The sequence below is a fragment of the Glutamicibacter sp. AOP5-A2-18 genome (assembly GCF_052446055.1).
GTDB lineage: Bacteria > Actinomycetota > Actinomycetes > Actinomycetales > Micrococcaceae > Glutamicibacter.
Genome location: NZ_JBQSVW010000001.1, coordinates 631,353 through 654,283, shown reverse-complemented (window position 1 = coordinate 654,283; position 22,931 = coordinate 631,353). Strand labels below are relative to the sequence as shown.

Here is a 22,931-nt window from a genome sequence, read left to right as displayed (position 1 = left end):
GTATGCATGCTTCAACAAGTTACCTCGGCCCGCTATTCCCTCGGTTCCAAAATCTTCAATGACCCACAAATGGCACATTTTCATTCTTGTGACGCTCGTAAAAATATTGATAAGATGAGTGCATGAGTAGCGATAAGCCACAGACTGAGAACCAGCGCGACATTGAAGAAGGTGTACGCACCGACTTCAAGAACACCATGTCTTACGGCAGCTACCTGAACTTGGAGCAAGTACTCTCGGCACAACAGCCCGTGAGCGTCCCGGAGCACCACGACGAGATGCTGTTCATCATTCAGCACCAAACCAGCGAACTGTGGCTTAAGCTCATGCTGCACGAGCTTGTTGAAGCTCGCCGATTGCTAGGTCAGGACGACATCGGCAAGGCCTTGAAGTGCCTAGCTCGCGTCAAGCACATCCAAAAAACCCTGACTGAACAGTGGTCCGTACTTGCCACGTTGACTCCGCGCGAATACGCACAGTTCCGAGGATTCCTCGGCTCGTCCTCGGGCTTCCAGTCCTTCCAATACCGAGCAGTGGAATTCATTCTTGGTAACAAGCATGAAGGCATGCTCAAAGTTCACGAGTCGGATCCCAAGGCACATGAACTTCTCTCCACGTTGCTCCAAGAGCCAGGACTCTACGACGTATTCCTTGCTGCGTTGGCACGTCGTGGCTACAACATCCCCGAAGATATTCTTTCGCGTGACTTCACCAAGCCGTGGACCTACCAAGAAGCCCTCATCCCGGTGTTCAAGCTAATCTATGAATCCGAAGAAACCCCATGGAGCCTCTACCAGGCTTGTGAAGATCTCGTAGACGTTGAAGATAACTTCCAAGCATGGCGCTACCGTCACCTACGCGTAGTTCAACGAACCATCGGCTTCAAGCGCGGAACCGGTGGTTCCTCTGGTGTCGATTTCCTCAAGCGCGCGTTGGATCTGACATTCTTCCCTGAACTGTTTGCGGTGCGTACAGAAATTGGCAACTAACTCGGCACTGACAGCATTCAGTCTTGATGACTTCGAGGCTCGCTCCGGCAGCGCAACATCTATCGTTCGCACCATTACTGGGTTGTACCTCCGAGAGAACTCAGATCTCGTTTCGCGAAATGTGCTGCTGGAGCTAGCCCTTGCCGCTGGCATTTCCGCGCCGTCGGCTCAGACAGCCATCTCCCGCCTGATCGATAAGCAGGTACTGGAAAGCTCCGCAGCTTCGATGCTCCGCGTCCCGGACTCAGCCCAGGCAATGTTTGAACGCGGCATTCGGAGGATATTCACTCCTCGTCAAATGTCAGAAACCGATCAATGGTGCCTGGTCACCTATTCACTGCCTGAGACCATGCGTTCTTTGCGTCATCAGATTCGCAAGCATTTCCAACAGCTCGGTGGCGGTCTTGTATCGGCGGGCCTATGGATATTCCCCGAGTATTTGCGCGAAGAAGTCACCGCTGTGCTCATTGCACTCGATGCCCGCCAACAAGCAACGCTATTTACTACCAGCCAGCCCCACTTCCCCATCAGCGCACAGCATTCAGCGCAGCAATGGTGGGATTTAGCGCGTCTGGGCTCATTGCATGAAGACTTCTTGGACAGCACTACTGATCTTGACCCGAAGGCGCAAGACCCCGCTACTGCCTACCGCGGTTACGTAGTGATGGTGGATGCATGGCGCAAACTGCCCTACCTAGATCCAGGGCTCCCCGCTTACATGTTGCCGGCCCAGTGGCCTGGCCTTGCCAGCAGGGACCGATTCTTGACGTTGTCGCAAGCTTTCAGAGATACCGCTGGTCAATTCGCCAGCTCAACCCTAAGCCGCTAGAGCCAAATGGGCTGATCCTGGCCATAGGCCGGCGGAGCAGCCCGGAAGTCTAATGGCTCACCGTTTACTGTGAACGGTGTCAGCGCGTAGTCCAGAATTCCATACGCGCTGGGCCTGCGACCAAGCAACGGCGGATCCACTTCCTGGACGGAATCAAGCGGCGGGCCGAAGGCACAGAGCGCTTCTGCGGTTCGCGCCAGGGAGAATCGAACGCTTCCCACCCTTCGCGTTTGAGCCCGGGCCTGAACCAGGCTGACCATCGCTGCGGCCAGACCATAGCCGGTGGCGTGATCCAAAGCCTGAACCGGCAACGCTCCAGGGCTCCCATCTTCACTCTGATAGATATCAGCAATGCCGCAGGCGGCTTGCACGATGCTGTCGAACCCGCGACGGCCCATCCACGGACCGTCGTGACCCCATGCATTCAATTCAGCGATAATCAGGTTGGGGTATTTCAGTTGCAAAGCTTCAGTTCCGAAGCCCAGCCGACTCAACGACCCTGAACGATATCCGCAAATCAATACGTCTGCCTGCTCAAGCAACTGATTCATCCGCGCTTTACCCGCCGAGGAAGATATGTCTAGTACGGTGTTGCGCTTACCAAACCCGGTATCGATGTGTTGCGCGCTCAGTTCTGGAAGCAATGGGCCGTCTATTCGAAGCACCTGCGCGCCAAAAGCGGCCAGAGTGCGAGTTGCGGTGGGACCGGCGATTACGCGAGTAAGGTCCAGTACGCGTAGACCCGACAAGGGGCCATTGCCCTGAGGATCTGGTGTCCAGCTTTGTTGCCCCGTGCCTTGATGGTGGGTGAATTGGGCCCAGTGTCCTTCTTGAGCTGCCTTGCCGGAGACAGATTCAAGCCATTGCTTTCTAGTCTGTACCTTTGCAGCTACTCCGCCGGAACCAACGATGAGTTCTTGCGCTTGGAATGCGGTGTGGTGGAGCAACGCCGCTTGAAGCGTTGTATCTGCCCCTGCCCCTACTGCTCGTAGCAGGCGTTGTTCATGGTGCGGATAATTTGCATGAGTTCTAATCCAGCCATCTGCGCATCGATAGAACCCTGAGTGCTGCGCAAATCCCTGAGTCTTCTCGCCAGCAATACGTAGGTGTGCCATAGAACCAAAAGCCGCAGCAACTTGGCTCGCCAGAATTTCAGCCCGTCCGTAGGCGCCACCTAGTAGCTGAGCGTCCATGGCATTGATTGCATTAACAAACAGTGAAACAGAACCTAGGGCGAGGCGTTCGACGTCTAGCGGGCCGTGCCACCATGAGAGCGGCCCGGTGATGTGCGCTGGCTCTGAGACAGTGAGCATTTGAGATTGTTCAAAACCACTGCTCAGAATCTTCTGGGACGAAGCCCCTCCTGCTGCTGTAATCGGCATGGGCTCAGAGTAGCGCGCACAGTTGGCCGTCTACCAACATCCGAATTAACGCAAGAAAGGTCCACGACATGTTAATTGACACGTCGTGGACCTAACTAGTGGTCTAGCGAAAAATTAGTTCGCTGGAACGTTCAGAGTCTGACCAACCAGGATTACGTTAGGGTCGGTGAGCTGATCGTCATTTAGAACGAACAGACCGCGCCAGTCGGAAACACCGAGCTGGTTAGCAATCTTGTTCAGGGTGTCTCCGGACTTGATGGTGTAGTTCTTACCCGAGTCGGTGACATCGATGTTGAAGCTAGGAGCCTTGGCAACTGGAGCGGCGTGCTTGCCTGAGGTGCTTGGAGCAGCCTGCTTGGTCTCAGCAACCTTTGGAGCCACGTAGGTCTTCTTAGGAGCCTCGTACGACTTCTTGGTCTCGGTCGAGGTGGTCGACTTCTTAGGAGCCGCGTACGACTTCTTGGTCTCAGTCGAGGTGGTCGACTTGGTCTCGGTCGAGGTGCTTGGTGCACTCGGTGCCGATCCGCTGATGCCCAGCTTTGCGGTACATGCTGGCCATGCGCCCCAGCCCTGTGCTGCCTGTACCTTGGTAGCAACGCGGATCTGCTCAGCCTTCGAAGCGTTGTTAGGCATGCCCGAACCGCCGAATGCCTTCCAGGTCTGCAAAGTGAACTGCAGTCCACCGTAGTAGCCGTTGCCGGTGTTGATGGACCAGTTTCCGCCGGACTCGCACTGTGCGAGCTTGTCCCAGGTACCTGCGCCAGCAGCGTTAGCTGGTGCGGTGGTGGCTACGATAGCGCCACCGGCTACTGCGACAGCTGCCAACGAGGCTCCACCGCGACGGATCAATTTCTTAGTCTTCTGCTGGATCATGATTCTCCAGTGCTCTTCCCGCGCTCAGGTCTTCCAAGACCATCTTCGTGCATCGCTCAGCGTCGCATTTCGACGTTGTATGAAATACTGCCCTGGTGAGCGATCTGGAAGTCCCGGCAGTACCTGTTTCCCCATAACACAGCGAGTGTTATCGAAACGTTATAAAGACCCTAACCCGGACCCCCACCCCCTGCGCAACTCAGGAAACGCTCAGATTCCGCGAAATCACAGGTCACGATCTTCCCCAAAAAATAAATTTTGACCAAAATTTAAGCCTTAAAGTCCTTGTGAGCGTACAAGATTGTTACAAAGACGAAGTAGATTTCAAACAAGTTTGTGTGATATGGATTTCACTTGCTTTTTGAGGGTGTTTCGCTACCAAACCACACGATTGAAGTCGCTACTTTCGCGTGCACGGACTACCAAATGTTGCAGCCCAGAATCACGCTTTCCACAGGGCATGTCGCGGGTGCCAAGATTAGCCAGATTCGTTCCAACAACGCCCCCGGCAACACCCGGAGAGTGCCAAAAGGACACGGCGCGGAAACAAATCTCCTAGTCGCCGGTGTAGCACTTAGGTAGTGTGATGTGCGAAACCAGATCATCACAGCATCTAATTCGTTTGTCGGACAGGGGACCCAATGCCAAGCCAGGGTAAATTCACCAAAGAGCGCATGAAAGAGTCTTTCTCCTGCTTCCCGCGCGCATTGCGCGAATTTTTCCGAAGCGACGGCCTAGACGTTGCCGCCTCCCTTTCGTACTTTATGGTCTTGGCGATGTTCCCAGGCCTGCTGGCGTTGGTTTCTTTGCTTTCCCTTGCTGGCGCCAGCGAAAGCGGAACCAAATGGATCATGGAGATCTTGGAACAAGGCCTGGCACCCAACGGACACAAGGCCAGCGGTGATTCCCAGCAGCTATTGGACACCGCAGAGCAGCTGCTCAACGGCCTCGCTTCTCAAGCTAGCGGGACGTTTTGGGTCATTCTTGCTGGTTCTCTCGGTGCCCTATGGAGTACCTCAGGCTACGTAACTGCTTTCGGGCGTAGCCTAAACCGGCTTTACGGAGTCCCAGAAGGACGCCCACAGTGGAAACGTCGCCCACAGATGTTCCTCATCACTTTACTGATCATGCTGGTCGCAGTAGTCACGCTGGTGCTGCTTGTTACCTCCGGTAGCGTCGCACGAGGTATCGGAAACGTCTTTGGCCTAGGCGACGGCTTTGTACTGATGCTGAACATCGCCAAACCACCGGTCATGCTGGTGATGGTTCTACTGGTGTTGGCCTTGCTGTATTACTTCACACCCAACGTGAAGCGACCAAAATTCCGTTGGTTCTCGGCCGGCACCTTGACGGCATTGGTCATTCTTGGATTATCACTTGTTGGCTTCGGCATCTACCTGTCGCAGTTTGCAAGCTACTCCGCCACCTACGGCGCCATTGGTGGTGTGATCATTTTGGTCCTCGCCTGCTGGATCAGCAATATCGCTTTGCTCTTGGGCGCACTGGTGGACATCGAATTTATGCGTCTGCGTCAGCTACGTACTGGTTTGCCTGCGGCCGAGGAAGTATTACTGCCGTTACGCGATGACACCCTGGTCGCAAAGCAAGAACTGGCCAACTACAAAGATCTCGTTCAAGCGCAAGAAATTCGCATCAAGCACGGCGGTGACCCGCTTCTAGATATGGAGGTTGACCCACAACGTGCTGCCAAGCGAAAGACGAAGTTGTTGCCAATGGGCGCGGTTGCGGTAGCTGCCTGGGTGGCTTCGCGCGCACGCACAACAAAGGTCTTGCGTCAGAAGCAAGCGCGCAAGGATTTAGAACAGCGTTAAGAGGCTGTGCGCAGACCACAACAAGGCGCCGGCCCCTAAGATCATAATGATCAGGAGCCAAAGGCCTGCAAAAGTGTGGGTTGACCGAGCAATGAGGTAAGCGTCGGACTGCGCAATGTCGTGGCGCCTAACGGTGTGGACAGAGAGCAGCTTGACGAAGTCGCGCAGTCCGGCGATCAGCAAAAAACCTGCGATCAAAAGCGACAGATAAATATAGGTCTCTGCCGGCGCGAAAAACACTACGCCCAGGGCCACCAGCGCACTGACGGCACACACCACAAAGGCGGGCCAGTTGCGCACAAAAATAAGCGCCAGAAGGAAAAACAGCGCGTAAATCCCCAGGCCCCGACCTGCATACCCGCTGGAAACTGCCCAGAACATGATGGCCGAAACCCACAGTGGTGCGGGGTATCCAAATACTCCTGAGATGATCACCGATAGTTTGCCACGCCCGCGGCTGACCACTTCACCGGAGTGGTCCCACCCCAGACGCAACCCGGTGACATATCTTCCGGTGAATAACGCGGAGACAATATGGCCAAGTTCGTGCACAAGCGTTGAATATAAACCGGTAACTCGCCATACCGGTTTAGGAATCACCGCGACCAGTACCAGTGCGAGGACCAATAGCCATTGCCACAGGTTTAGCTCAACTTCTACTGGCTGCACCAAACGATGCCAAGCATCAGCAATGTCCACGTTCATTCAATCTCCTCAGTTGCCACACGATCCCATCCATTCTTACAAGCCCGCATAGCTCTTGACCTCTTCGACCCAGCAACAGCTCGCGTTCTAGGAAACATCACAGGTGTTAGGCATAATCTGCATAGCGAGATCTTGTGCAAAATATCTGGAGGAAATTCATGTCTCGCTTAGCTTCAACTGCCCTGGCCATCACCGGTTTAGCTGGTGGATACGCCACAGGTCGTGCGACCAAGAAGCGCCCACTGGCAGCGGTTGTACTCGGCGCTGCTGGCGTCGGCTCATTTATGATCTGGAAAAAGGATGCAGGAACCGCCAAAGCCGTGGCATTGATCAGTGCCTACGTCGGTGGCTTTGGTGCATCCCACCCGCTAGCTAAGAAGATCGGCGCATGGCCAGCAGTAAACAGCGTCACAGCAGGGGTTGCGCTGCTCTCGTTGCTGATCGGCGGAGCCAAAAAGTCCGAGGACTAATCTGGCTCACAAGGCTGATGAAATCATCGGCTTAGGCGGCGTTACAGAACATCGATTCTGTCGGGGTCCGGTGCTACGTTGACTAGGTAGGTATCAGTCAGCGAAAGGCGCCGGCCCCGTGTTCTTTTTAGAAGATCAATTCATCTTCTCCGCCAGTGACCTTGCAGTTTCTGTTGACTGCAATTTTCAGTCACTCTTTAAGCTCGACGTTAAGCTCGGCCGCCGGCCAGCCGCGGAAGAAGTCCGCGACGAAATGCTAGAACGCACCGCGATTCTTGGAGACGTGCACGAACACAACGTCCTCGCAGAACTGATCGATACCTACGGAGAGTACGACCCTGTTAAAGGCACCGGCGTTAAGCAGTTCAACGACCGTCCGCAGATGAGCCCCGCAGGGTTGCGCCAAGCTCATGCACAAACCTTGGCGGTGCTTCGCAGCGGCGCCGATGTCATCTTCCAGGCCACCTTCTTTGATGGTTCCTTCATCGGATTCGCCGACTTCTTGGTCCGCCAAGCCGATGGTTCATGGGCCGTATGGGACACCAAGCTCGCTCGCCATGCTCGCGTTAGCGCACTGCTACAGGTGGCCTCCTACGCAGATCAAATGATCGCCGAGGGCATTTCCGTATCAACTAAAACCACCCTAGTTCTCGGAGACGGCACACACTCGGTGCATCGCGTGGATGAAGTGCTCCCGGTCTTCCGGGCGCAACGCGCACGCTTCCTAATGATGATCAACGAGCATCTTTTGGCGACCGAACCGGTGTCTTGGAACTCTGACGAAATTCGTATCTGTGGCCGGTGCGACTACTGCGCTGAGCAGATACAGGCAACGCGCGACGTATTGTTGGTTGCTGGCATGTCCATGGTGCAACGCGAAAAGCTTCGTCAGCGCAAGATTTTCACCATCGAAGAATTGGCTGCCGTTGAGACCCAGCCAGGAACTTCGCTGGCCCGAATCGTTGACCAAGCACAGATGCAACTGGGACTTGGCCGAATTGATGGTCAAGTGCAGGGTGTCAGCTTCCGAGTTAAGTCCACCCAAACAATCTCTGAGTTGCCGGCGCCTAATCCAGGCGATATCTTCTTTGATTTTGAGGGAGACCCGCTATATCAGGAACCCAGCGATGGTTCGTGGGGCTTGGAATACCTGTTCGGCGTTGTTGAACATGACAGTGGCGAACCGGTATTTAGACCATTTTGGGCGCATAGCCGGGCAGAGGAGCGGCAAGCGTTCCTAGACTTCATCAGCTACGTTCAAGAACGTCGCCAACGCTTCCCGCAAATGAAGATCTACCATTATGCGGCCTACGAAAAGAGTGCCCTTCGCAAACTGTCGCAGGTGCACATCGCTGGTGAAGAAGAAGTTGATACGTGGTTGCGCGAAAACTTGCTCGTGGACCTCTATGAAACCGTGCGCAACTCGCTGGTGGTTTCCACACGCTCGTACTCCATCAAGAAGCTTGAACCCTTATATATGGGTACGCATCTTCGTGGTGGCGATGTCACCGACGCCGGCGCCTCGGTGGTCGCTTACGCGCAGTACATGCAGGCGCGAACCGCCAACGACACGGCTACCGCCAACTCTGTGCTGGATTCCATCGCTGATTACAACGAGTATGACTGCCTATCAACGTTGCGACTACGCGACTGGTTGCTCACCCTAGAAGAACACCACCCGCAGTCACTTGGGCAGATGCCGTTGCCAGATGAATCCGACAACGCCTACGAACCGACTGCCGAAGTGCTACGACTACAGGATTACCTCGCAGCCCTACCCCAAGGGCAGCCGCTGAGTGAAGATGACCGTGCCATTGCCATGGTTGCCGCAGCTACCGGTTACAACCGCCGGGAGAAAAAGCAGTACTGGTGGGAGCACTTCGATAGGCTCTCCGCGCCACTTGATGAATGGAGCGATGTTCGAGGGGTCTTTTCTGTAGATTCTGCGCAGGTCATTGAGGACTGGCATAAGGCCACCGAACGGGCCCGCACGCTGACCCGCATCACGAAACTTACCGGCACCCTCGCCGAAGGATCGTTGTTCTCCCCCGGATCCTCGGTTTTTGCGATGTTTGCAGCTCCGCTTCCTGAAGGTATGGAAGTTGATGAATCGTTGCGTGGCGGCGCTTTTAATACCTCCGTGGTTCAGGTGGGCGAAGGCTGGATTATTGTCTCGGAAAAATCCACGGCAAAGATTGCGCCCTATGGTTCTTTCCCGGTAGCACTCACGCCGGACAAGCCATTGATGACCAAGAGCATCGATGATGCGCTGAATGAAATTGCGCAAAAGGTCGGGGCCACCGTCCCTACACTTCCGGAGCAACCGGGCATCGATATTTTGCGTCGCATTGCACCGCGGCTAAAGACTCTGGATGCGCCGGCGCAACCTGTTTTAGTGGATGGCCATCCCCAGATTTACTCGGCTGTGGTTGAAACGATCAAAGATCTTGATAATTCTTATCTTGCCGTTCAGGGTCCTCCAGGAACCGGCAAAACTTTCGTCGCCTCCCATGTGATCCGTGAACTGATCGATGATGGGTGGAAAATCGGCGTTGTCGCTCAGTCCCACGCCGTAGTAGAAAATGTGCTTCGTAAGGCTGTTGAAGCCGGCGTTGATCCGCAGGTGGTGGCCAAGGAGGTCAAACACAAGGACCCGGTACCTTGGGCAGGAACTTCTAAGGATTCTGTCGCGGAAGCGTTGAGCTCTGCCGACGGTGCGCTAATCGGCGGAACTGCTTGGACATTAACCGGTGCCAAGGTGCCCGCGGGATCTTTGGACCTATTGGTCATTGATGAGGCCGGACAGTTCTCGCTGGCCAATACCTTGGCGGTTTCCCGGGCTGCCCGTAACTTGTTGTTGCTCGGTGACCCGCAGCAGCTGCCGCAGGTTACGCAGGGCTCCCATCCGCAGCCGGTAGATGAGTCAGCATTAGGTTGGCTCTCGGCAGGTGCGCCCGTGTTGCCTACGGAGCTAGGGTATTTCCTTGCCGCCTCGTGGCGAATGCACCCAGCTTTGTGTGCCAAGGTCTCAGCCTTGAGCTACGACAACCAGCTGTTCTCCGCTGATGCTGCTGGACTACGAGTATTGGACGGTACACCGGCCGGGGTCAGCACCCGTTTGGTGGAACACCGAGGCAATACTGTCAGTTCGGGGCAAGAAGCCGAAGCGGTCATCCAACTGGTTCGAGAACATCTTGGGCTGCCGTGGACCCCGGGACCGGGTAAGCCTGCTCGCGCTTTGGAACCCGCCGACATTCTTGTGGTTGCTGCATACAACGCTCAGGTGAATCTAGTCCGTGAAGAATTAGCAGCCCAGGGCTTCGAAGCAGTCAAAGTTGGCACGGTGGATAAGTTCCAGGGGCAAGAGGCTCCGGTGGTTTTGATGACCATGGCTTGTTCCAGTGCCGATGATGCGTCCCGTGGCATCGATTTCTTGCTCAACCGCAACAGGATCAATGTGGCGATTTCGCGAGGCCAGTGGAAAGCGGTCATCGTGCGTAGCGAGCGCCTCACCGATTATCTGCCCTCTTCCCCTGCTGCTTTATCGCAGTTGGGAGCCTTTATGGCTTTGTAGACGATGTTGGTCGGTCCAGCGCTTTTCTCGCTGGATCGATCACCTTGTCTACGTCAAAGAAGGAGGAGAGCACCGGCCGGTCTCCGGCTTTTTCCTTCGCAAATTGAAGACCGTCAACGTTGATACGCATCTGTCGCTGGTATCCCCCGACTTGTTGCATCCAAGATTCAGTGGTCCCGTCTACACCGTAGAAGTAGTTAAATCCTTGGTCCTTCAGGTACTCGTACCGTGCCCCTGAATAGATGTTGGTGTGCGCAAGATCGGCTCCGTAGGGGTAGATGAACTGGTCTGTGTGGCCGACGATTGGTTCAACTTCTTCTTTCCAGAGCTTGGTGTCGCGCTGCAAGCGTCCCATGCTCACCGAACCGGTCTGGATATGGCCCCACGAATGTGAAGCAAAAACCCACCCGGTGTTTTTCATCGCTGTAGCAATGGTCGTTGCATCTTTCTGGTCCTGTGCCAGATTCTTGTTCTCCGGATATTGGCTTGCAGAGGTGCGGTAGCCAAACTCACCGTTGTAGCCCGTCATTGCCACGATCCCGCGGGCGCCGCGGTAGGTGAAATCCGGATGTTCTTGGATGAAGTCGTCAACCATGGTGGTGACGTCATAGGCGCCGGTGTGCTTCTTTCCTGCCGCGTCCACATATTCGTTGCGGACCTTGCCCTGATCATCAATGATGAGCTTGCTGGCGAATCCATCGCCTTCCATGTATTCGTAGTAGCTGAGATCATCGACAGATAGCACCAGAGGCTTTTTGCCCTTGGGCAGCATGATCTGTCGATATTCCATCTTCTTCTGGTCATTAAGCGACGCGAAGTTCTGCGGATTAACTAGGACAAAGTCATTCTTGTAGACCTCGTTGAGGATCTGGGTGAACTCTTTCTGGGTCACCATATAGTCCTCGTACCCAGCCGAACTGCTTTCCTTATCAAAGGCACGGTCGGTATCAACTATTAGTGAGTGGAAGAAAAGGTGTGGGATTTGATCCGGATGTTCCCACGCGGTGGTTTGAGCTTTTTCTTCTTCTAGCCCCCGGGCCATTGATTTGAGCTCATCGCTGTCAGAATCCTTGGCGAGTTTTATCGCCGCGTCATAGTCGTAGCCGTCGGCAAGCCTATTGATCTCCGCTTTGACGCTATTAACGCGTTGATCTTCTGACTGCGCTTGTCCACTGGCGGCCGCATCTTGTGAGGCTGATTGTTGGTCGCTTTGGTCACTGCACGCGGCCAGAGCCATGACCAGGCTGATGGATATTGCTACTCGCAAGAACTTCATTGAACGCCACCTCCGCGCACTCCGCTCAGCCTCAAAGACTTGCAGAAAACCGGTTGTCATCTAGTTAATGCGACCCTACACAGATTGGGTATGCGACAACAGCCCTTCACCGGCGATTCTTCCTAATCTGTTACGAATTGACGCCTCGGTGGGATGGATTCACATTTTCTGTTGAGGCCAATGATTTAGAATTGATTAGTTAGGCGTCCTAAAGATCAAGGAAGTACATGCAGCCCTCGCACCGCGCGAATAGTTTGTGGCTTCAGGCTCAGCAGTTCAAAGGTTCGGCAGCATATCGTCTTTTGACGGCCCAACCATGGGCAGTTGCGTTTATCAGAGCCGAGTTCACCGCAGATCGATCCCGTATTGCACTGGAGCTTTTTCACGCTTCGCTGGATTCTTTCCTGAAGCAAGCACGCAAAAGTGACGAGCAGATCCCGCAGTCTTACTCTGCCCAAGATTTTGCTGAAAGCTGGGTCAAGCAAGGGATCTTGGCCCGCCCGCTCATTGACGGACGCTTCGTTTATGAACCCAGCGCCCAAACCTTACGCTCACTGCGTTTCCTGGCAGATTTTTCCACCGACGACTCGCATCTAAACTCGTCGCGGCTGAACACCTTGCTGTCCTCGCTGGAGTCCTTGGTCCATGAAACCGACCCGGACCCTGAAGCGCGTATTCGTGCTCTTGAATCGCAGATAGCGATACGCCAAGCACAAATTGAGCAATTGCGCACCGGTGATGAACCAGCGGTTCTTTCGCGTACCACTGCGTTGTCGGCAACACGTTCGCTCTTGGACCTCGCCTCAAGCTTGCCCGCAGACTTCCGCCGCATGCGCGACGGTGTCCAGGATATGTTGCATTCCCTGCGTGAGGGCATTCTTGATGCTTCGACAGCAAAGGGCGTGGCCGTCGGTCAGGTACTTGAAGCCGACCGACAGTTGCGCTCCACCGCGGAGGGCGAAACCTTTAGTGGATTCACCGAATTCCTCAATTCTCCTGACGCTCAGCAACGTTTCCGCGCTGCTCTTGCCGAAGTGCTTGAACGCGATTTCGTCGATGATCTTGATTCCACAGAACGTCAGATTCTGACCAATCTGTTGCGTGAGCTACGGCGACAGGCCGCCGAAGTTCATACTTCCTACGGCAAACTTTCCGAGTCTCTGCACGCCTTTGTGCAGTCCGAAGATTACAAGCAGGCTGAACTTCTGCGTCAAGCAGTGCGTGAAGCGGAACTTGCCATCAGCAAGTCCACTGCGCTGAAACCACGTAGTGGGCTGACGCCTATGGATCTTTACACTCCGCAGCTCATGACACTTTCTGGTCTCGGGATCTATGACCCTTCCGAGCATGTGGCGCCTCCCCCGTTGGCTCAAGCACCTGCGTACAGCGAATCCGATATCGTTCGCAACCCGAGCACTCCGCAAGCAAATATGGGGTTGCTACGCGCCTCCATTACTTCCCAGCTGGAAGCATCAACTGACAAGGCAGTGAGCCTAGATGCCGTCTTTGACGCTCTAGATGATGAACACCGTCATTTGAATTCCATCCGTGCATTGGTCGAAATCGGACGCACCAATGGTGAGTCGCTCAACGAGAGCGAATTGATCAACATTGAATTCCAACAACTTGATGGCTCGATGAGAACCGCAATCCTGCCCGCCCTACGCTTCACGAAGGAGCCGCTATGACCACGAACGATGCCTACGCCGCACCGATCGCCGAACCGCTGTTCGACGGTGATACCGGAAATTTCTCTCTTCCGCTGCGCCAGCTGTTGGTCCGCCTACTGCGTGGTCCTTACCTTGATGGATCGGTTGATGCGGCAGCTTGGCAATTGCTCCTTGATCAGCAGCAAACAGTCACCGATTACTTTTCGGAAATTTTCTTGACACTGACTTTGGACATGGATCGCAAGATCGCCATGCTGGCCCCAGCACAGATTGAGCAGGTACATACCGCTCCAATTGCACCTCGCCGCCCGCTCAAGCGTGATGAAACGCTCCTGGCTTTGCGTCTGAGACTGATGTTGGAACAGCAGGCTGGAAGTGGAAACGACGCAGTCGCGTCCCGCTCCACGATGCACGAAATCCTCGCCGAGCACCGTCAGTCAACTGACCGCGATGACAAGCGTTTTGCTGAATCATGTGATGCAGCTATTGCCCGTCTGCAGTCCTTGCGACTATTGACCAGCACCGAATTGGAGAACGAATTCCGTATCTCCCCTGCGCTGGCGATGGCTCTGCCGTTGAACAATATCCAAGACATCCCTCGTTATATCGCAGCTATCGATGCCAATGAACCGGCGTTTAACCTTTTGGCTGATGAGAACGATGACCTTGTTGAACAGACCCCCGAGTTGGTGCAGGAGTAACCGATGAGCATTGCAATGACTCTTCCGTTAGGCGGCGCGATCAATCCAGGCCAGCATCGACTGAGCCGGGTGCAGATTGTTAATTGGGGTACCTTCCACGGACTTCATGACTTGTTGGTGGACCGCGCCGGAACACTGGTGACCGGTCACCCAGGTGTGGGTAAATCGACCCTTTTTGACGCCATGGGCCACGTCTTCTTCGCTACCCCTCGACTTAACGAATCAGCCAATGATGCAGCAACTAGGGAGGACCGTCGCACCACGTTCTCCTATATGCGTGGCCGGCAGTTTAAGACCAGCGAAGGCACCGTTTATCAGCGTCCAGGGGCGACCTGGAGCGCAATCATCCTCAGCTACGACGACGGCATGGGCAATACGCTCACCGCCGGCGCCGTCTTTGATTTGCCCGACGCTGGTCTGGAAGGCCAGGTTTCTAAGCACTATCTCTTGTGTGAAGGCAAAGTGGATATCGCAGAGCTGGAGAATCACGGCCCACGCCGTTTCACGGTCTCTTCGCTGTCCAAAGCCTTGGCTCCTACCGAGGCTTTTGACACGCATAAGGCGTTTATCGAGCGGTTACGCCGTCGACTAGGTGTGGAAAGCGATAAGGCGTTTGCCCTGCTGCGCACCTTGCAAAACGGTAAGGGACTAGCCAAAGGTGTGAACCAGTTCTTCCGCCATGAAGTGCTTGAAGAACCAGCAACGCTGAAAGCCGCTGCAGCCGCGGTGGAGGACTTCGCCCACCTGCGTGGCATTTACCGTCAGTTGGATACTGCTCGGGCACAACGTGATGCTCTGGCCGAAGTCCCTGCCCAGGATCAGGCCTACCGTTCATTAGCGCAGCAGATCACCGAGACCCGTCAGCTTCTAGATACTGACGTGCAGGCTCTTGAATCTCAAGTGCGTCAGCTGGTGCTGCGCAATGATTTGGCCTCTCATCAAAGTGAATTGGCCACGTTGCAGGCCAAAGAGCAAGAACTGCGCCAGCGCAAAGAGCAGCTTGATGATCAGCTGCAGTCTCTAGAAGCGGCCCACGATTCGGCCGGTTCGGCATCGCTGATGCTACTTGAGCGTGAAGCGGATGTGGCCCGCAAAGCACTGAGTGAAAAAGAGAACATTGTCCGGGCTCTGCAGCAGCAGGCAACGGATGCCGGTCTGAGCTTCGAGTTCTCCGCCACCGGACTTGATGAGCTACGCGCCAACGCTGCTCGCACGCTTCAGCAGTTGACCTCGATTACTCACGACGCCCAAACCGTCGAATATGAAGCCATGGCTACCTTGGTCAATCTTCGTAAGCGGGCCGAGTCGCTGGATGAGCAAATTCGTTCGTACCAGCGTCGTGCCAGCAATATCGATGAGCGTTCAATTGCCGCCCGTCGAGCCATCACGTCAGCCTGTTCACTACGCGAAGATCAATTGCCTTTTGCCGGTGAGCTCATGGATGTTTCTGCCGACTCTGCAAACTGGCGACTGGCCGCTGAAAAGGCTTTGCATTCATTGGCCCGTACCCTTTTAGTACCTGGTGAACTACTTGCGCAGGTCACTCATGCTATCGACCAGCTTGATGGGCTGGGTCGTGTGCGCTGGACCGATATTTCGCAACAGCCTAAGCCTGCTGAGGCTGGACCTGCAGATCTGGTCACCAAGTTGGACTTCGCTCCAGGTGACGCAGGCAGCTGGTTGAAAGCCAAGATCACCGCTGACTATCCTTTGGCCTGTGTTGATAACGACGCAGCAATGCATGTGCATCCCAAGGCCATCACGCCGGCAGGAACCATAAAGACCGGTGCCGGAACCTTTGAGCGTGATACCCGAGGGTTGCCTGCCTCCGAGTACCTTTTGGGCTTCACCAACGAGTCCAAGATTTCTGAACTGCAGGCCAAGGCTGCCCGTCAAGAACAGGAAATCGTCAAGGCGCAAGCAGCCGCGGATCAGCGTAGCGATGCGAAGAATCAAGTTGTTGCCAAGTCGCAGCTGCTCAAGGCGATCATCGCTGATGAACGTAGTTTCAGCCAGCTTGATTCTTCTGCTGCACTTGAAGCATTACGTCGCGGTGAGCAAAAGCTAGGCGATGCGCTGTCCTTGTCTGGTGATTCGTCTCGGGTCCGCCAACAGCTTGAGACTGCCAAGGCTGAGGCAGAAAAGCTGGTGGGTGATCTGGCTTTGGTTCGTTCACACATCCAAGATTTGCAGTTGCAGGTCCAGCGTGCGGAGCAGGTGCTTTCTACCGCGCAGGAACCAGCGACAAACTGGGAGCAAGAGATTCCACTGTCGCTTCGTCGGCACCAGTTGCTCGGTCCTGTTCTAGAACAGGTCATCTCTGGTAGCTGCCCACCGAACGAACAGATCAGTGAAGCTTTCGCTGAGGTCAAGCTCCAGCTGGGTAGCCAGGTTAACTCGTTGAGTAGTCAGCGCCAAGAAATTGGTAGCGCGTTGAGCGAAACGTTCCGTCGTTTTGCCCGTGAATTTGGTACCTCCCACGCACAGACTCACGGAACGTCGGCCGAGGCCGCCGAACACTACTCACAGTTGCATGAGCAGATTGTGGCGGACGGTCTGCCTCACCATGAGGCTCAGTTCCGCGAATACTTTGCCAACCGTTCATACGAGCGATTCAGTGATCTTTTGCAGTTGCTTGATGAAGAACGTCGGATGATCTCTGAACGTATTAGGCCGCTGAATCAGATTCTTGCGGAGGTAACTTTTGAGCATGGATCGATCTTGCGTTTGGAAGTTGAGAATGCCGTTCCGGTGGAGGCCGGAAACTTCCGTAAAGAGTTGAAGGATGCGTTACAGGAGGCCTACACAACTAAGGATGAATCGTCCTTGGCTACCTCTTACCAAGCATTGGAAGCGTTGGTTTCCGCATTGAGCGACCCGGCGATGAATGCTTGGCGTTCAACGGTTCTTGATGTCCGTCAGCATGTCATGATTAGCTGCAACGAGCACAAGTCCAATGGTGAAATTGAAACTGGTTTGGAGCCGGGAACTCTTTCTGGTGGTGAAGGTCAGCGCTTTACTTCCTTCATCATGGGTGCCGCACTGGCTTACCAGCTCGGCTTTGCATCGGCAGGATTCACTTCCTACGGCACGGTCATGATCGATGAGGCCTTTATTCAGGCCAACTCCGAATATGCCGCTGCAGGCATACGTGCTCTTCAAGAGTTCGGCTTCCATTTGGTACTTGCTGCCCCTGAGGACAAGATCGATTTGAGTCGGCATTTGGGTTCCATTACCGACATCATCAAGCACCCAGGATCTAATATCTCGGGCTTCGTGACTACGGGTCGTTCCCCAGCAATGGCCACGACGATCACTCTGCGTAACTAGCTTTTGCTAGAGACTTGAATGGCCGGTTCCAAATATGGAACCGGCCATTAAACATTGCACTACGTGTTTTCACTTCATGCTCGAACGTATCTGATCTGGAATCATGCTCACCCGGGTTTGAAGATCCTGCGGTGGAAAATCTGGGTCGATGCATTCTTTCCAGAACTTCAAATGCGCTTTGTCGATCTCATGATTTGAATCCTGAACCTCTGTTCCACCTTCGCCTTGAATGCTGTACCAGTACAGATAATCGATGCCGTCCAAGGTCTCGCTAAAAATGGTTTCGACGTACATCTTTTCGTCGTCCAAAGTCTTGAGCACAGCGGGCAAATTATCGTTTAGAAGGTCCATCCATTCATCAACAGCTGCGGATTTTCCCGGTAGGACCCTGAACCGTGTGAGTTCTATGTTCATGGGAAACACTCTATTTCTATCGGTTCCGATGCCATAACGAGGTAACGGGACCAACGCCACCTCTTGTGAACTGCTGTTGGTCCCGCACTTTATTGCTCTGTTGTTACTCGGTGGCCAGGCCTTCAACCGGCGACAACTTCGCTGCCCGTCGGCCAGGCATGATCGATGCTAGTAACGCAGCGATGATGCTGATCGCGAGGACCGCAATGAGCTGCAGCCAAGGGATGGAGTAGGTCATCTTGCCCATTTCGGACAGCGCCGACTGTGCGCCCAACAAACCGTAGGCGACACCTAGGATCATGCCGAGCAATGCGGCAACACCACCGATGAGCACGGCCTCTGTAGCCAGCATGCTTTGTAGCTGCTTCTTCTTTAGCCCCAAGGCACGAAGCAACGAGTTCTCACGAGTACGTTCAAGGACCGAAAGGCTGAGCGTATTAGCTACACCGATCAGTGCAATCAATACTGCTACCGCCAAGAGTGCCGAAACAATCGTCAACAGCACGTCAATGATCTGCGAGAACATCGATTTCATGACGACGCCGCCGTCAATCATCGAAGAATCTACTCCGGTGATGTCTGAAATCTCGGTGACCAGTTCATTGATCTTTGAACCAGCGACGTCCTCATCCACCTTGACGATAATTCCCGGGTAAGTCTGCGCGTTCTTGAGGCCTAAAGTCTTCAAGGTCTCTTCCGCGATGGGGCTACCCGAAAGCAAAGCGCTAGTTTCCCTGACCTTGAGGGTCTTGTCGCCAATCTTGATGGTTGGCTTCCCGAAGTCCCAGCCGGTGAGCACTATCTCTCCTGGTTTTGGAACAATCTGCTGGTCTAGGACTGTTTTGGAGAATTCTTCTGGATTCACCGAGAGCAATTGAAGCTGCACCGATCCGTCCAACCCCATGTCCGCGCCAGTGTCTGCGTCCAGTTCAGCGGTGGTGCTGGCGAAGGTGGTTGTTGCGCTGACCCCTTCGACGTCATTGATCTTTTCAGCCAGTTCCTTGGCCTTAGCTTCATCAGCGGTGCCGTCGAAGAACGAAACAGCCATGTCCATTGGGTACTCGGCCGCAACTGAGTTGTTCAGACTAGCTTTGGCCGTCTGTCCACCAACCATGATCATGGACACCAGCGTCACACCAATGAGCAGTGCGGTTGCGGTGGCAGTGGTTCGACCTGGATTGCGTACCGCGTTCAGGGCTGCCAGACGACGTGAAGTCGACGTGCCGGCAAACGCCTTACCAATCCCGGCAACGCTACTTGGAACAAATAGCGAAGCGAGCATCAGAATTCCGGGGAACGAAAGTAGCCCGCCCAGGAAAGCAACAATCAAGTCTCCCTTGACCGCACCAAAGATCAGCAGGGCGACGCCGAGCGCGGCAAGAATGGCACCAAAGATAATTCGCACGATTCCTGCACGATTCTTGACGCTTGCCGAATCAAATGGACGAAGGGCTGCGAGCGGGGCCAACTTCATGGCTCGTCGCGCAGGCAGGCTGGCTGCGATCACTGTCATGAGAATACCCACGATGATAGGCACAATCAGTCCCACCGGAGTCACTGCCATCGCAGCGTAGGACATGCTTGGTACCAGCGCATGAAGCAGTGCGATCAAGCCGGCAAGCAAGGCGACCGCAAGCAAAACACCAATGACGGAAGCGACGACACCGATGACCAACGCTTCAAGTAGCACCGAGCTTCGGATTTGTTTGCGCTTGGCACCGAGAATTCGTAGCAGTGCCAGTTCACGGGTGCGCTGGGCGATGACTACCGAGAAGGTATTGACCACAACAAGGCCGGTGACGACCAAAGCAATCAAAGCGAAGATAAGCAGGACGACGGTTAGCTGATCGGTACCACCGGTCATCTGCGCAACGTCGTCAATGACCTTTTGATCCGCGGTGACGACCGCGATGTCTTTCATCTTCTTATCCGCGAAGTAATCCTGGACCTCTTGGGTGACTGCGTTCAGCGCACCATCGCCCTTGATGACGATGTCATTGAAGTTTGCTTGCTCTCCCGCGAAATTGCTCCAGGCTTTTTCGCTCATGCCAGCCAAGGCATAGGCCGAGGTCTGTGGGTTGGTTGAGGAACGCTGAAGACCAACAATTTTTATGTTTTGGGCTTTGCCTTGTTCATCGTCTAACGCAACAACGTCACCTACGGAGATACCCATGTCTTCGGCGTGGGATTGATCGATGATCATCTCGTTGTTGGATAACGGCGCACGACCTTCAACAAGTTCCATTCCGCCTAGACCCTGTTTTGGATCTACCGGCTGAACCTGGACGTTGTAGCCGTTGTCCGAGGTGTGCATTTGACCGTAGGCATAGCCCAGACCGTAGGCTTCGGTGACTCCGGAGAGCTTCCGGATATCGTCGGTTTCTTTGAGGGTGAAGCTGGTTTGTTCGGTTGTTTCGGGGTCTAGGTTCGGATCTGAGTAGGCCACCAAGTCGGCATTTTTGTACGACTCCCCCAAGGAGTTTTTCAAGGTCGCCTGGGTTGATGAATTTACGGCCAGGGTTGCTGCAAGGAAAGCAGTACCAATGGCCACTGCCAGCACGACGGCAATATAGCGCCGGGCGTAGGTCTTGATATTAGAAAGTGCTACATGCAGCATTATTTACTCCGCCAATGAGGCAAGTGCCTCGGACACGGTAGCCACGGTTGGCTCCTCGATGGTTCCCACGATGCTGCCGTCCTTCATGAGCAGCACGGTGTCGGCATAGGACGCAGCCACTGGATCGTGGGTCACCATGATGATGGTCTGACCCATCTCTCGAGTCGAAGAGCGCATCAGCGACAAGACTTCTGCACCGGTGCGAGAGTCCAAGTTGCCGGTGGGTTCGTCACCAAAGACAACCTCCGGGCGGGTAAGCAATGCGCGAGCCACGGCAACACGTTGCTGCTGACCGCCGGAAAGCTCGTGCGGCTTGTGGTTTAGGCGATCGCGCAGGCCCAAAGCTTTGATGACCGTATCAAACCATGCCTCGTCGTGCTTCTTTCCGGCCAAAGACAACGGAAGCAAGATGTTCTCTTGTGCGTTGATTGTTGGGACGAGGTTAAAGGACTGGAAGACGAATCCAATTTGTTCACGACGCATCTCGGTCAGCTGATCATCGTTCAGCGACAGCAGGTTCTTGCCGCCGATGATAATTTCTCCACCGTCTGCTGAGTCCAGACCTGCTAGGCAGTGCATCAAGGTGGACTTGCCTGAACCGGAGGGGCCCATGATGGCAGTGAATTTGGACCGCGCAAAAGCGACATCGACGCTGCGAAGCGCCTCAACTCGGGTGGAGTCATGTCCGTAGGTCTTTGTCAGACCACGTGCGGCGACCGCATAATCAATTTTTGGCAGGGTTTCAGAAGTCATACTAAAAGAATATAAAGTCCCTAGCCAGAACGGCATCCACCAACAGGATTGTCTTGATCAGCACTCTCGTCATACTCAGGTATGATCCAGCCTAGACAAAACTAATCCACAGTATTCTGAATCGCGCTTTTAATGCCCTTGATCCTCGCACCCATGCTGGTGCTCGGTGCTCTGATGCGTTGGAGGTTCGATTTGGAAGGTCGAATGTTCGATGCTGACGGTGAAGTGATCCGCTACGCATTTTTGCAAATCTTTGAGTAGCTCTCCGGCCACTCCCGTCGAGAAGGTAGATTCTTCGACGACCACGTGGGCGGTGAGCACCGGCAGATTTGATGCAATCTGACTTGCATGCAGATCATGGACGGCAATAACTCCGGGCTGGTGTTCCAAGTGCTCTCGCACTGCAATGAGGTCAAGTCCGCGCGGGGTTGATTCCAGCAGAATATGCGTAGTTTCGCTCAGGAGCTTCAACGCTCGAGGAACAATCAGTGCGCTGATAACCAACGCGGCAACCGAGTCGGCTTGCATCCATCCAGTGCTGGCGATGACCATCGCTGCGACGATCACCGCAACGGAGCCGAGCGCGTCATTGACCACTTCTAAGAATGCCGCTCGCATATTAAGGTTGTTATTCCGGCCGGAGGAGATGATCCACATGGATAGGACGTTTCCGAGCAAACCAATCACACCAAAGATCAACAGACCTGTCGGGTGAATCTCTTCTGGCGTAAACAGTCGGCGTACCGCATCGATGGCAGCGTAAATACCTACAGCCAAAAGCAATGCCGACTGCACCGTTGCAGAGAGAACCTCTGCACGTCTAAAGCCCCACGTTCGCTTGGTGGTGGGCTTGCGGGCGATGAGGTTCGCAGCGGTCAGAGCTAGCAGCAGTCCCAATGTATCGGTAAGCATATGCGCCGCATCAACCAACAATGCGAGCGAACTAGTGACAATGGCGCCGATGATCTCAGCTAGCAAGATGGTCGCAGTGATGCCAAAGGCCCAGGCTAGACGAGTTCGATTTGCGTCCGAGTGGTCATGGGAGTGGCCGTGTGAGTGATCGTGGCCCATTACTCCCCCTGGGTTTCGTCGCTGGTGTGCGCTTCGTGCCAATGATGCTGGGTCTTCAGTGGGATGAGTTGGCGTGCTATCAGCAGCAGCTGATCCAGAGAGCCGGGTTGTCCCAATGAGTAGATGCTCGCCCTGCCCTGGCTTCTGACCTTCACTAGATCCGTATCGCGCAGACAGGCCAGGTGTGCACTCACGGTACTTTGAGCGAGTCCGAGGTGATCGGTTAATTCTCGGACCTTGTGTTCACCTGTTTTAAGGTGTTCCAGAATCAACAAACGCGTAGGGTCAGCCAGCGCGTGGAAGAGGGCAGCTTCTGCCGTCTTTTCATCACGCCTCACTAATATATCGCCTTGAGACTCTATAATCGCCATATAGCGATGATACTTGTTATGAGCCAAAAACTGAACCCTCCGCAAAGAGCTTCACAGCACTACTCAAAGAAACA

The 22,931-nt window shown here is 54.5% G+C and carries 17 protein-coding genes; 8 read left to right on the top strand and 9 right to left on the bottom strand.

Annotation, left to right across the window (positions count from 1 at the left end; translation table 11 throughout):
- The first annotated feature begins 122 nt into the window (after window positions 1–122).
- Window positions 123–989 carry a tryptophan 2,3-dioxygenase gene (gene kynA / locus ACT3RW_RS03165; RefSeq protein ID WP_444612786.1) on the top strand — a complete coding sequence of 289 codons (867 nt, stop codon included), beginning with the start codon at window positions 123–125 and terminating at the stop codon, window positions 987–989.
- Complete coding sequence (locus ACT3RW_RS03160) at window positions 979–1,818, top strand: PaaX family transcriptional regulator (RefSeq protein ID WP_444612785.1); 840 nt, start codon at window positions 979–981, stop codon at window positions 1,816–1,818. Before kynA ends, ACT3RW_RS03160 begins: the two co-directional genes overlap by 11 nt.
- Here the strand turns inward: ACT3RW_RS03160 and ACT3RW_RS03155 are convergent.
- Together ACT3RW_RS03155 and ACT3RW_RS03150 are read right to left on the bottom strand one after the other, a co-directional pair.
- Window positions 1,815–3,131, bottom strand: a complete 1,317-nt coding sequence (locus ACT3RW_RS03155) for a CoA transferase (RefSeq protein WP_444612784.1) — start codon at window positions 3,129–3,131, stop codon at window positions 1,815–1,817. The two genes, ACT3RW_RS03160 and ACT3RW_RS03155, sit on opposite strands and share 4 nt — an antisense overlap.
- A gap of 183 nt (window positions 3,132–3,314) precedes the next feature.
- Window positions 3,315–4,073 carry a transglycosylase family protein gene (locus ACT3RW_RS03150; protein WP_444612783.1) on the bottom strand — a complete coding sequence of 253 codons (759 nt, stop codon included), beginning with the start codon at window positions 4,071–4,073 and terminating at the stop codon, window positions 3,315–3,317.
- Between the two features lie 674 nt (window positions 4,074–4,747).
- On the opposite strand from ACT3RW_RS03150, the gene ACT3RW_RS03145 reads away from it, so the two are divergent.
- Window positions 4,748–5,905 carry a YihY/virulence factor BrkB family protein gene (locus ACT3RW_RS03145; protein ID WP_444612782.1) on the top strand — a complete coding sequence of 386 codons (1,158 nt, stop codon included), beginning with the start codon at window positions 4,748–4,750 and terminating at the stop codon, window positions 5,903–5,905.
- On the opposite strand, the gene ACT3RW_RS03140 is transcribed toward ACT3RW_RS03145, so the two are convergent.
- Window positions 5,891–6,610: a M50 family metallopeptidase gene (locus ACT3RW_RS03140; protein WP_444612781.1), complete on the bottom strand. Its 720-nt coding sequence runs from the start codon at window positions 6,608–6,610 to the stop codon at window positions 5,891–5,893. The two genes, ACT3RW_RS03145 and ACT3RW_RS03140, sit on opposite strands and share 15 nt — an antisense overlap.
- 158 nt (window positions 6,611–6,768) lie before the next feature.
- Between ACT3RW_RS03140 and ACT3RW_RS03135 the strand changes: the two genes are divergently transcribed.
- Entirely contained in the window at window positions 6,769–7,080 is a 312-nt protein-coding gene (locus ACT3RW_RS03135; RefSeq protein ID WP_131090287.1) for a hypothetical protein, read from the top strand.
- Window positions 7,081–7,198: 118 nt separating this feature from the next.
- Window positions 7,199–10,654 (top strand): TM0106 family RecB-like putative nuclease, encoded by a 3,456-nt coding sequence (locus tag ACT3RW_RS03130; protein WP_444612780.1) that lies wholly within the window; start codon window positions 7,199–7,201, stop codon window positions 10,652–10,654.
- Here ACT3RW_RS03130 and ACT3RW_RS03125 read toward each other — a convergent pair.
- Window positions 10,641–11,930 (bottom strand): polysaccharide deacetylase, encoded by a 1,290-nt coding sequence (locus ACT3RW_RS03125; RefSeq protein ID WP_444612779.1) that lies wholly within the window; start codon window positions 11,928–11,930, stop codon window positions 10,641–10,643. The genes ACT3RW_RS03130 and ACT3RW_RS03125 overlap by 14 nt on opposite strands.
- 227 nt (window positions 11,931–12,157) lie before the next feature.
- Here ACT3RW_RS03125 and ACT3RW_RS03120 point away from each other — a divergent pair, with 227 nt between their 5' ends.
- Genes ACT3RW_RS03120 through ACT3RW_RS03110 form a run of 3 tightly spaced genes read left to right on the top strand, consistent with a single transcriptional unit; the run spans window position 12,158 to window position 17,631 of the window.
- Window positions 12,158–13,618 (top strand): DUF3375 domain-containing protein, encoded by a 1,461-nt coding sequence (locus tag ACT3RW_RS03120; protein WP_444612778.1) that lies wholly within the window; start codon window positions 12,158–12,160, stop codon window positions 13,616–13,618.
- Entirely contained in the window at window positions 13,615–14,301 is a 687-nt protein-coding gene (locus ACT3RW_RS03115; RefSeq protein ID WP_131090290.1) for a DUF4194 domain-containing protein, read from the top strand. The genes ACT3RW_RS03120 and ACT3RW_RS03115 overlap by 4 nt, the downstream gene beginning before the upstream one ends.
- A 3-nt stretch (window positions 14,302–14,304) precedes the next feature.
- Complete coding sequence (locus ACT3RW_RS03110) at window positions 14,305–17,631, top strand: ATP-binding protein (RefSeq protein WP_444612777.1); 3,327 nt, start codon at window positions 14,305–14,307, stop codon at window positions 17,629–17,631.
- A gap of 69 nt (window positions 17,632–17,700) precedes the next feature.
- Here the strand turns inward: ACT3RW_RS03110 and ACT3RW_RS03105 are convergent, their stop codons facing one another.
- The 5 genes from ACT3RW_RS03105 to ACT3RW_RS03085 form a co-directional block, all read right to left on the bottom strand.
- The gene (locus tag ACT3RW_RS03105) at window positions 17,701–18,045 is read right to left on the bottom strand and encodes a DUF6176 family protein (protein ID WP_262198351.1); all 345 of its coding nucleotides are present in this window, start codon (window positions 18,043–18,045) and stop codon (window positions 17,701–17,703) included.
- Window positions 18,046–18,148: 103 nt separating this feature from the next.
- Window positions 18,149–20,662 (bottom strand): ABC transporter permease, encoded by a 2,514-nt coding sequence (locus ACT3RW_RS03100; protein ID WP_444612776.1) that lies wholly within the window; start codon window positions 20,660–20,662, stop codon window positions 18,149–18,151.
- Window positions 20,663–20,665: 3 nt separating this feature from the next.
- Entirely contained in the window at window positions 20,666–21,415 is a 750-nt protein-coding gene (locus ACT3RW_RS03095; RefSeq protein WP_262198353.1) for an ABC transporter ATP-binding protein, read from the bottom strand.
- 129 nt (window positions 21,416–21,544) lie between these two features.
- Window positions 21,545–22,486: a cation diffusion facilitator family transporter gene (locus tag ACT3RW_RS03090; RefSeq protein WP_444612775.1), complete on the bottom strand. Its 942-nt coding sequence runs from the start codon at window positions 22,484–22,486 to the stop codon at window positions 21,545–21,547.
- Window positions 22,486–22,857, bottom strand: coding sequence for an ArsR/SmtB family transcription factor (locus ACT3RW_RS03085; protein ID WP_444614605.1), 372 nt, complete (start codon window positions 22,855–22,857; stop codon window positions 22,486–22,488). The genes ACT3RW_RS03090 and ACT3RW_RS03085 overlap by 1 nt, the downstream gene beginning before the upstream one ends.
- Window positions 22,858–22,931: the final 74 nt, after the last annotated feature.

What these genes read in the sequence shown, in the direction of transcription:
- ACT3RW_RS03115 (WP_131090290.1), top strand. Translation starts at nt 13,615, where the DNA reads ATGACCACGAACGATGCCTACGCCGCACCGATCGCCGAACCGCTGTTC.
- ACT3RW_RS03125 (WP_444612779.1), bottom strand. Translation starts at nt 11,930, where the DNA reads ATGAAGTTCTTGCGAGTAGCAATATCCATCAGCCTGGTCATGGCTCTG.
- ACT3RW_RS03135 (WP_131090287.1), top strand. Translation starts at nt 6,769, where the DNA reads ATGTCTCGCTTAGCTTCAACTGCCCTGGCCATCACCGGTTTAGCTGGT.
- ACT3RW_RS03100 (WP_444612776.1), bottom strand. Translation starts at nt 20,662, where the DNA reads ATGCTGCATGTAGCACTTTCTAATATCAAGACCTACGCCCGGCGCTAT.
- ACT3RW_RS03120 (WP_444612778.1), top strand. Translation starts at nt 12,158, where the DNA reads ATGCAGCCCTCGCACCGCGCGAATAGTTTGTGGCTTCAGGCTCAGCAG.
- kynA (WP_444612786.1), top strand. Translation starts at nt 123, where the DNA reads ATGAGTAGCGATAAGCCACAGACTGAGAACCAGCGCGACATTGAAGAA.
- ACT3RW_RS03095 (WP_262198353.1), bottom strand. Translation starts at nt 21,415, where the DNA reads ATGACTTCTGAAACCCTGCCAAAAATTGATTATGCGGTCGCCGCACGT.
- ACT3RW_RS03105 (WP_262198351.1), bottom strand. Translation starts at nt 18,045, where the DNA reads ATGAACATAGAACTCACACGGTTCAGGGTCCTACCGGGAAAATCCGCA.
- ACT3RW_RS03155 (WP_444612784.1), bottom strand. Translation starts at nt 3,131, where the DNA reads ATGCTCACTGTCTCAGAGCCAGCGCACATCACCGGGCCGCTCTCATGG.
- ACT3RW_RS03110 (WP_444612777.1), top strand. Translation starts at nt 14,305, where the DNA reads ATGAGCATTGCAATGACTCTTCCGTTAGGCGGCGCGATCAATCCAGGC.
- ACT3RW_RS03085 (WP_444614605.1), bottom strand. Translation starts at nt 22,857, where the DNA reads ATGGCGATTATAGAGTCTCAAGGCGATATATTAGTGAGGCGTGATGAA.
- ACT3RW_RS03145 (WP_444612782.1), top strand. Translation starts at nt 4,748, where the DNA reads ATGAAAGAGTCTTTCTCCTGCTTCCCGCGCGCATTGCGCGAATTTTTC.
- ACT3RW_RS03090 (WP_444612775.1), bottom strand. Translation starts at nt 22,486, where the DNA reads ATGGGCCACGATCACTCACACGGCCACTCCCATGACCACTCGGACGCA.
- ACT3RW_RS03140 (WP_444612781.1), bottom strand. Translation starts at nt 6,610, where the DNA reads ATGAACGTGGACATTGCTGATGCTTGGCATCGTTTGGTGCAGCCAGTA.
- ACT3RW_RS03150 (WP_444612783.1), bottom strand. Translation starts at nt 4,073, where the DNA reads ATGATCCAGCAGAAGACTAAGAAATTGATCCGTCGCGGTGGAGCCTCG.